This window comes from Serratia sp. Je.1.23.a, assembly GCF_051129805.1.
GTDB classification, from domain to species: Bacteria; Pseudomonadota; Gammaproteobacteria; order Enterobacterales; family Enterobacteriaceae; genus Serratia; species Serratia liquefaciens.
Window position 1 is genome coordinate 1602516 of the sequence record NZ_JBCPSR010000001.1, and the last position, 7017, is coordinate 1609532.

Annotated in this window: 9 protein-coding genes; 8 read left to right on the forward strand and 1 reads right to left on the reverse strand. The window is 53.8% G+C overall.

Going from position 1 to position 7017, the window contains the following annotated elements:
* Positions 1-65: 65 nt before the first annotated feature.
* The 5 genes from AAZT04_RS07720 (at position 66) to AAZT04_RS07740 (ending at position 4180) form a co-directional block, all read left to right on the forward strand.
* Positions 66-1004 carry a LysR family transcriptional regulator gene (locus tag AAZT04_RS07720; protein ID WP_258089694.1) on the forward strand — a complete coding sequence of 313 codons (939 nt, stop codon included), beginning with the start codon at positions 66-68 and terminating at the stop codon, positions 1002-1004.
* Between the two features lie 146 nt (positions 1005-1150).
* A complete protein-coding gene (locus tag AAZT04_RS07725) occupies positions 1151-1912 on the forward strand; it encodes a dimethylarginine dimethylaminohydrolase family protein (RefSeq protein WP_020826859.1) in 762 nt (253 codons plus the stop codon).
* Between the two features lie 27 nt (positions 1913-1939).
* A complete protein-coding gene (locus AAZT04_RS07730) occupies positions 1940-2713 on the forward strand; it encodes an ABC transporter substrate-binding protein (RefSeq protein WP_434679499.1) in 774 nt (257 codons plus the stop codon).
* Between the two features lie 55 nt (positions 2714-2768).
* Positions 2769-3458, forward strand: a complete 690-nt coding sequence (locus AAZT04_RS07735; RefSeq protein ID WP_020826861.1) for an ABC transporter permease — start codon at positions 2769-2771, stop codon at positions 3456-3458.
* Positions 3458-4180, forward strand: coding sequence for an ABC transporter permease (locus AAZT04_RS07740; protein ID WP_046373569.1), 723 nt, complete (start codon positions 3458-3460; stop codon positions 4178-4180). The genes AAZT04_RS07735 and AAZT04_RS07740 overlap by 1 nt, the downstream gene beginning before the upstream one ends.
* A 6-nt stretch (positions 4181-4186) precedes the next feature.
* Here AAZT04_RS07740 and AAZT04_RS07745 read toward each other — a convergent pair whose 3' ends face one another.
* Positions 4187-4642 carry an Lrp/AsnC family transcriptional regulator gene (locus AAZT04_RS07745; RefSeq protein ID WP_020826863.1) on the reverse strand — a complete coding sequence of 152 codons (456 nt, stop codon included), beginning with the start codon at positions 4640-4642 and terminating at the stop codon, positions 4187-4189.
* A gap of 14 nt (positions 4643-4656) precedes the next feature.
* Between AAZT04_RS07745 and AAZT04_RS07750 the strand changes: the two genes are divergently transcribed.
* From AAZT04_RS07750 to AAZT04_RS07760, 3 genes are all read left to right on the forward strand, one after another.
* A complete protein-coding gene (locus AAZT04_RS07750; RefSeq protein WP_434679503.1) occupies positions 4657-5763 on the forward strand; it encodes a succinylglutamate desuccinylase/aspartoacylase family protein in 1107 nt (368 codons plus the stop codon).
* Positions 5764-6053: 290 nt separating this feature from the next.
* Positions 6054-6275 carry a hypothetical protein gene (locus tag AAZT04_RS07755; protein WP_420283658.1) on the forward strand — a complete coding sequence of 74 codons (222 nt, stop codon included), beginning with the start codon at positions 6054-6056 and terminating at the stop codon, positions 6273-6275.
* Between the two features lie 12 nt (positions 6276-6287).
* Positions 6288-6893 carry a hypothetical protein gene (locus AAZT04_RS07760; protein ID WP_434679505.1) on the forward strand — a complete coding sequence of 202 codons (606 nt, stop codon included), beginning with the start codon at positions 6288-6290 and terminating at the stop codon, positions 6891-6893.
* Positions 6894-7017: the final 124 nt, after the last annotated feature.

Consider the following 7017-nt stretch of genomic DNA (forward strand, 5'->3'; position numbering starts at 1 on the left):
ATTTTTGCCAGTATTTGCCGCAAACTGTAGCCCCCGAACGGGTAGAACTGTTATACGTAATACGTATGAATAAAAACTCATTTCCCAATGGCGATCGCATAGCCATGATGCAAACGCTGGTGCGCATCGTAGACAGCGGCAGTCTTTCTGCCGCTGCGGCGCAAATGCAGACCTCACAACCCACCGTTAGCCGGCGCCTGCAGGTGCTGGAACAACTGCTGGGCGTTAAATTAATCCAGCGCACCACCCACAGTATGAAGCTGACGGATGACGGAGAGCGCTGTTATCAGCATGCGCGCAAGCTGATAGAGCAGTGGCAAATCATGGAGGATGAGCTGCGCGGCGTGCGCGATGAGCCGGTCGGCGTATTACGGGTACGTGCGCCGCATGCCTTCGGCCAGGATCAGCTAATCGGGCCGCTGGGTGACTATTTGCAACGCTATCGCCAGACCAGCGTGGAATGGACGCTTAACGACCACTCACCGGATTTTATCCCCGAAGGCGTGGACTGCGCGATCCACGTGGGGGCCGTAACCGATCCTTCGGTGGTGGCGGTATTACTGGCGGAAGTGCCGCGCATTGTGGTGGCAGCACCGAGCTTATTAGCAGGTCATGATCCTCTGAAGCAGATCGGTGATTTAGCGCAGTTGCCCTGGCTGGCGTTGAATAGCTTTTACCGTAACGAAGTCACCCTGACTCACAGGGATAACGGTGAAGCCTATCGTTTTGACATTGCTCCAAGATTAAGCACCGACAGTCTTTATGCGGTGCGTAAAGCCGCGTTGAACGGCGTAGGGGTGGCGATGTTGTCCTCCTGGGTGGTCAAACAGGATCTGGAGCAGGGCGCTCTGATTCCTTTAATGCCAACCTGGTGTGCCGCGCCCTTGCCGATTTATCTGCTTTATCCGTACGCCAGCTATTATCCCGCCCGGCTGCGTAAATTCCTTGAGCTGATGAAAGAGGTGATGCCGCGCATCACCGGCGCAAATGCGCCAACGACCTAAAAACGCGTACAGCGGAATTTGTCGTTAGCGGAGCGATATACAGCGCAAATCTAGAGTGTCGGCGCGCGGATTCAACCTGATTGGCGGCGGTATCTGTTTGATAATCGAAGCAACAGTGACCGTCCCTTTCAATCGAGAGAATCGCCATGCACTTTACTCAAGCCATTGCCAGACTCCCTGCCGACAGCTGCGGCAGCGGACAAACTACCGCCCAATTGGGCGCGCCCGATATCGCGGCCACCGGCCGTCAGTTTTTGGCCTATGTGGACACCTTGCTCCGTCTGGGGCTAAAAGTGACCGTGTTACCGGCAGCACCCGCATTCCCGGATGCACACTTTGTTGAAGACACGGCGGTGGTGATGCCTGAGCTGGCGGTGATCAGCCATCCCGGCGCACCCAGCCGTCAGGGCGAGGTGGCCACCATTGCGCCCTTGTTTGAAGGCGAACGGCCAGTGGTGCGTATGAGCGAGCGCGGTCATCTGGACGGGGGGGATGTGCTGCTGGTCGATCGCCAGTTTTTCGTTGGCCTGACGGCCCGTACCGATGAGGCTGGTATTGGCGAGTTCGCTGCGGCGGTGGAGCCCTATGGCTATCGGGTGACGGCGATTGAAGTCAGCGCCGGTCTACACCTGAAGTCCATTGTTAATTACGTTGGCCGCAATACCTTGTTGCTGACCGAAGACTATCAGCACCATCCTGCCTTTAGCGGTTTCAGTTCGATCGTCATTCCCGAAGCGGAGTCCTATGCCGGCAATACGCTGTGGATCAACGATACGCTGATTACGCCGCAGGGTTATCCGTACACGCTTGCGCAAATCGAAAAGCTGGGCATGCCCATCGTTCAGCTCGACACCAGTGAATTTAAAAAAATGGACGGCGGCCTGACCTGCCTGTCACTTCGTTTCTAATCTTTTCTTTTACCGGGGATCTCAGCGATGAAAAAAACATTAGCGGTTTTACTGACCAGCCTGGCGTTGGGCGGTCCTGCGGCGGCTCAGGCCTTCGACACCATCAGTTTTGGCGTTGACGGTGGCTATCCGCCGTTTGACGTGCTCGCGCCCAACGGTGAGATCACCGGTTTTGATATCGATATCGCCAATGCGCTGTGTACGCAGCTGCATGCCAAATGCGTGTTCGTCAAACACCCCTTCGAAAGCATGATTGCCGCGCTCAATGCCCATAAGTTCGATGCCATTATCGCTTCGCTGACCATCACCGATGAGCGCAAAAAGGAAGTGGATTTCACCGATCGCTATTACCGCAGTTCCGCCCAGTTGGTGGCGCGTAAAGGCAGCGCTTTACTGCCTGACGTTGCCAGCCTGAAAGGCAAAACCGTCGGCGTGCAGACCGGCTCGATACATGAAGCCTACGCGAAACAACATTGGGGCGGAAAAGGGGTGAAAATTGTTTCTTACGCCAACCAGGATAATGTCTATCTGGATCTGATGTCCGGCCGCATTAATGCGTCGTTGCAGGACAATACTCAGGCCGCCAGCAGCTTTATCGATACCCCGCGCGGACAGAAATTTGCCTTTGCCGGCCCGGTGATTGAAGACAGCAGCATTTCCTCCGACGTCGGCATCGCGGTAGGCAAAGACAACCCGGCGCTGCGCGATGCGCTAAACGGTGCGATCAAGGCCATTCGTGCCGATGGTACTTACGAAGCCATCCAGAAAAAATATTTCAGCTTCGATATTTACGGTAACTAAACCGGCGCGCTAATGCCGGCTGGCCCGGCAATCTGTCAAGTATGGGAGGCCGGGTATGGTCACAGAGTATTTACCGTTGCTGGCGCAGGGGGCGGCGCTGTCGCTGTGCGTCATGCTGGTGTCACTGGCGGTGGCGCTGGCGCTTGGACTGGTCAATGCGCTGATCAAACTCTTTGGTCCGCGCTGGCTGCGCTGGGTTTCAACCGGCTACACCACGCTGGTGCGCGGTATCCCCGAACTGGTGATTATGCTGCTGTTGTTCTTTGGCGGTGAGATGCTGGTTAACGGAGCCTTGGGGCTGCTGGGGCTGGGGCCGCTGCGGTTCAACACCTTTATCTCTGGGGTGTTGGCGATTGGCTTCGTGTTTGGCGCTTACTATACCGAAACCTTCCGTGGCGCGTTTCTTACCGTGGAGCGTGGCCAACTTGAGGCCGCGATGGCCTATGGGATGAGCCCAGGCCAGGTATTTCGCCGTGTTTTGTTACCCCAAATGCTGAGCTTTGCCATCCCCGGCATCAACAACAACTGGCTTGGGCTGATGAAGGCCTCGGCGCTGGTGTCGATCCTCGGGCTGGAGGATATGGTCTGGCTGGCCGAGCAGGCCGGGCGTGCAACGCAAAAGCCTTTCCTGTTTTATTTCCTGGTGGCGCTGATTTATATGGCGATCACGGCGATTTCCAGTTGGGGCTTTAGCCGGTTGTCGCGGCGATACGCCTTGGCTTCCTCAAATGCAGGAGCCCGCTGATGAACCTGCAAAATATGCTGGAAGCCGCACCGAGTTTTCTGTGGAGTGACGGGTCCGACGTCACCGGGCTAGCGATGACTGCCAAACTCTTCTTGCTGTCGGTCGTCCCCGGTTTAGTGCTGGCGATGCTGATGGCGATCGGTCAGGTTTACGGCCCGCGTCCGCTATCTTATCTGATCCGCAGCGTGACCTACTTTTTCCGCAGTACGCCGCTGTACCTGCAATTGATGCTGATTTATTACGGCCTGTCGCAGTTTGACGTGGTGCAGTTGGGTTGGCAGAACGACCAACCTTTCTGGCTGCTGTTTCGCGACGCGACCTTCTGCGCCACGCTGGCGCTGGTACTCAATACCAGTGCCTACGTCGCGCAGCTGCTGGCCGGCATGATGGAGACCTTCCCGCGCCAGGAGTGGATTGCCGGTGAAGCCTATGGCATGAGCCAGCGGCAGATCATTCGCCGGCTGGTGCTGCCGGCCACGCTACGACGCGGCATTCCAGCACTCAACAACGAGATGGTGTTTTTGCTGCATGCCACTTCGCTGGCCAGCACGGTAACGCTATTGGATATCACCGGCGTGGCACGGGCACTTTATGCCGCCACCTATTCGCCATTTATCCCGTTTTTGATGGCGGCGGCGCTCTACCTGCTGTGCACCTTCCTGCTGATATTCCTGTTTTCGCGGGCAGAGCGACGCTGGTTGGGCTTTATACGTCGTGATTGAGACCGTTCAGGAACGTTTGATGGATTGCAGTTCGGTCAGGGTGACGATTTTATCCACCCGGAATTTCTTGCTGGTCAGCCAGCTGTCGGCCAGCAACCGGTAGTTTTCCATGCTGCGACAGCCAATGCGCACCAGAAAATCGAAGTTGCCGCTGACCAGCCAGCAATCCAGCACCTCCGGGGTATTACGCATCTCCTGCTCAAACGCCGGTTGGGAATGACCGTGGTCGGCCAGCGCGATCTGAGCCTGGATCACGAACGCATGCTCCGGCTCCGGCAGTTCAATGATGGCACTGTAGCCGCGGATGATGCCGTCGCGCTCCAGCCCACGCACCCGTTCCAGACAGGGGCGAGCGGTCAGATTGACCTGCTCGGACAGCTTTTGATAGGAAATGCGGCCATCCCGGCACAGTATTTCAAGGATTTTTTTGTCGATGCGATCAAGCCGGGCTTTCTTTTCCACAGATAGGGCGTCCAATGAAAAGTAAACATCATAAGTTACCTGAACATGCCCTGGGGGGGCAGCGCCAATTCACCAGTTTTCATTTCGGCCAGCCGGGCAAAGGCGAAAAAATTTACCTGCAGGCCGGTCTGCATGCCGACGAACTGCCCGGCATGCTGGTGCTGCATTATCTTAAAAGATTACTTAGCCAGGCGGAACGGCGTGATGAGCTGCAAAGCGAAATAATTCTGGTGCCGCTGGCCAATCCTCCAGGGCTGGCGCAGGTGCTGCTCAACGGCGGCGTAGGGCGCTTCGACCTGGTTAGCGGTCGCAACTTCAACCGCGATTTTCCCGATCTGGCGCGTCTGCTGCAAAACCACGATTTTACCGCCTCGGAACCTATTCAGCCGCAAGTCCGGGCCGCTATGCGTACCGTTTTGCAAGCCATGACCGAGGGCAGTGAAGTCACGGCGCTACGGCGGCAATTGCTGCTACTGGCCTGTGATGCCGATGTGGTGCTGGATCTGCACTGTGACGATCGAGCCATCTTGCATATGTACGCCGATCCGGCCTGGGAACGGCAGGCCGAAATTCTGGCGCGCTTTATGAACATAGAGGCGGTACTGCTTTCGCAAGACAGCGGTGGCGGTTCATTTGATGAAGCCTGCGGTTTGCCCTGGCTTCGGCTGGCGCAGCAGCATCCTGACCTAAGCCAGCTCAAACCTGGCTGCATGGCGGTTACGCTGGAGTTACGCGGACAGCGAGATATCAGCCATGAATTGGCCAGCGGTGACGCAGAACGCTTGTACAGTTATTTACAGCACCGAGGCGCCGTTGCCGGACCCTCTCCGGCGATACCGCAACGCGAAGTGGCGATGATGCCGTTCGCCGCCGGGGAGATCGTTACCGCATCCGCCAGCGGTATTCTGCTGTTGTTGCGCCAGCCGGGGGAATGGGTGGAAGCCGACGAGGCGGTGGCCGAAATTATCGACCCGATCACCGATACGGTAAAAGCGGTGCGTGCCAAGGCCGGCGGGCTGATTTATGCCTGTCGACAAGCGCCTTTTGTCACACTGGGGGCCGAAGTGATGAAGATTGCCGGTAAGACTGCCTACGCGGGCGGTGGTGAGTTGGCATTCTGAGGGCTGTGTGGCCATCGCTCCAGGGTATGACTGATTTCTGGCCCGAAACCGGTAACCGAAAGGCTGTCGCCATCCAGTTCTACCACGACGAACGGTAGCATTTCATTGCCCTCTGCTGAGGATTTATCTGGTATCAATAATTGATGACAGTTGAGTGTCGACGGAGGACCTTCCAGAAGGGGAAAGATGGCTCATTGTTAAGAAATGTTAATTATTTTGAAACCTTAATGTCATTTTAATAGATTAAAAAAAACAACTATAAATACCGCGCTAAACTTAGGGAATGTGTGATGAATAACTATTTGTTACAAGGGAATGTGATTAAGCTAATGCCGCTGAACTACCCCCGTCATGAAGATATTGAGAGCGGATCATGGGATATTATAAATAGCAGTACGTTGATTTTGCAGAACGGCATACGCTCAGGGATAAATTATGAAACATTTATGATGAATGTGGAGGGTGCTACCAAAAGCATAGTGGGGATTCCCGCTATGCTTTGTGGTATGTGAAAAGGATGCTGGGTGAATAAATTTTTGTTTATAATCAGACGCTTTAAAGGTACATCCAATTTATCAGCTAAGGGAAATTTTTTTGTCATTATAACCATTTCGCTTCTGTCTACGGTTTTAATATCAGTACAGCCGGTTATCATGGCAAAGTTAATCAGTGGAATTGAAAGTGAATCCGTTGATTTTAAGTTCATAATATATGCATTGGCGCTCAGTTACATTGTCGTAATGAGCTTAAGGAAACTCGCATCAGCTTTGAATTTTATTCTCATCACCTCTTTAAGAAGTAACTTGGTCATCAGCATGACAAATGACTATTTCAAAAGCTTGTTTTATAATGCTGATGCTATAAAAATCCATGAAAACACCGGCGACATCACTCAGCGGTTGAATCAGGCTATAGATGAACTCACCGTTCTGTTAAGAAATATCTCTCATAATTTTATCCCACCACTGTTGCAGTTAGTTCTTAGCGTGGCTTTTATTGTCATTTCTGGTGATTACATTGTTGCGATGCTGTTCACGCTATATTTTTTGCTGTATTTCATCATTAAAGGGGTTTTTAATCCAAAGATTGTTGGTTTATACAATGATTTTTACAACACTTCAGTAAAATGACCCTACCCCAAAATCCTGCTCCATTCAGAAACAGAATTCCGGCATGATAAACACTCCCCTGAGTGGAGGTTGTGCCGATGAAAAAGTCACGATTCACCGAAGAACAGATTGTCTTTGCCCTGAA

Bases quoted from the DNA above. Each gene is read 5' to 3' on its own strand.
- AAZT04_RS07720 (WP_258089694.1), top strand. From the start codon at position 66: ATGAATAAAAACTCATTTCCCAATGGCGATCGCATAGCCATGATGCAA.
- AAZT04_RS07725 (WP_020826859.1), top strand. From the start codon at position 1,151: ATGCACTTTACTCAAGCCATTGCCAGACTCCCTGCCGACAGCTGCGGC.
- AAZT04_RS07730 (WP_434679499.1), top strand. From the start codon at position 1,940: ATGAAAAAAACATTAGCGGTTTTACTGACCAGCCTGGCGTTGGGCGGT.
- AAZT04_RS07735 (WP_020826861.1), top strand. From the start codon at position 2,769: ATGGTCACAGAGTATTTACCGTTGCTGGCGCAGGGGGCGGCGCTGTCG.
- AAZT04_RS07740 (WP_046373569.1), top strand. From the start codon at position 3,458: ATGAACCTGCAAAATATGCTGGAAGCCGCACCGAGTTTTCTGTGGAGT.
- AAZT04_RS07750 (WP_434679503.1), top strand. From the start codon at position 4,657: ATGAAAAGTAAACATCATAAGTTACCTGAACATGCCCTGGGGGGGCAG.
- AAZT04_RS07755 (WP_420283658.1), top strand. From the start codon at position 6,054: ATGAATAACTATTTGTTACAAGGGAATGTGATTAAGCTAATGCCGCTG.